This is a genomic window from Sulfoacidibacillus thermotolerans, assembly GCF_003144315.1.
Taxonomy (GTDB): domain Bacteria; phylum Bacillota; class Bacilli; order Alicyclobacillales; family SLC66; genus Sulfoacidibacillus; species Sulfoacidibacillus thermotolerans.
On the sequence record NZ_MPDK01000092.1, the window covers coordinates 1 to 980 of the forward strand.

The 980-nt window shown below is 42.9% G+C and carries 1 protein-coding gene; it reads left to right on the forward strand.

Annotated features, from left to right (window positions below; all coding sequences use genetic code 11):
• On the forward strand, nucleotides 1-980 hold a 980-nt coding region (locus tag BM613_RS14600), incomplete at both ends, for a coiled-coil domain-containing protein (RefSeq protein WP_146192860.1).

Here is a 980-nt window from a genome sequence, read left to right on the forward strand (position 1 = left end):
ACCTGTAGGTGTGGTCACATTAGCTGCTGCCGCATGGTTCATGTGGAGTCAAAACAGTAAACAAGCTGTTCAAGATGCACAGAACCTTGCATCTTCTCACGAAGACTTAAAGAACAAGTTAAAAGAAACAACTCTTGAACAGCAACGAGCTCTTAGTGTTCAGTTGCAACGTGCCGCTATCACGTTGGACGAACAGATTGCTGCTGAAAACAGAGAGCTGGCTGAATTAAAGAACCGTCTTAGTACAGTAACGCGCTATCAAGCTGAAGCAACTGAAGGAACAAGCGAGTATAACCGACTCACTAAAGACCGTAAGGAGTTAGAAGGTGATGTTGCTATTAAGATTGGTGAAATATCCACTCTTGAGCAAAAAGCACAACAGGTTAAATCTAATTTAACGACTGTACTGAACAATTTAACTGCTGCTGTAATGGGTCATACTGATGCACTCAAAGCAGAAAACGAGCAGTTGTCTATTAACATCAGTTCCGCTGCCGGTCGTTCACAAGAGCTAGTCAGTGCAATTCAAGCTCAAAATAATGAGTTAGATGTTGCTCAATTAAAGATGTCTGGACACGCACGACAAGCAAGTATCCTGAAAGATGCTCAGACAGCTCTTGGTAAGAAGTATAAAGAAAACGAAAAGTTCATTAAGAACTATATCAGCGGACATGCTGACGCAACTGCTGTATTAACGGATGAGCAGCAAGGACTAGTTGAACTTCTCAATTTATCCGGGAAGAACTACGACGCTCAGAAGAAGATCCATGAACAGCAAGAAAAAGAGCGTCAGAATAAGAAAGACAATAAAGCTGCCGCACGCTATGCTGAACAATGGGATAAGGCATATGAACGTGTGGAAGCGCGTGGTGCTACTGGTTTACAGCGTCTTAACTTACAGCAAGAAGCTGAAGTTCGTGCTATTCGTGATAAAGCCGAACGAGCTAAAGCATCTGAAGAAGAATTGCAGAACGCGCTAC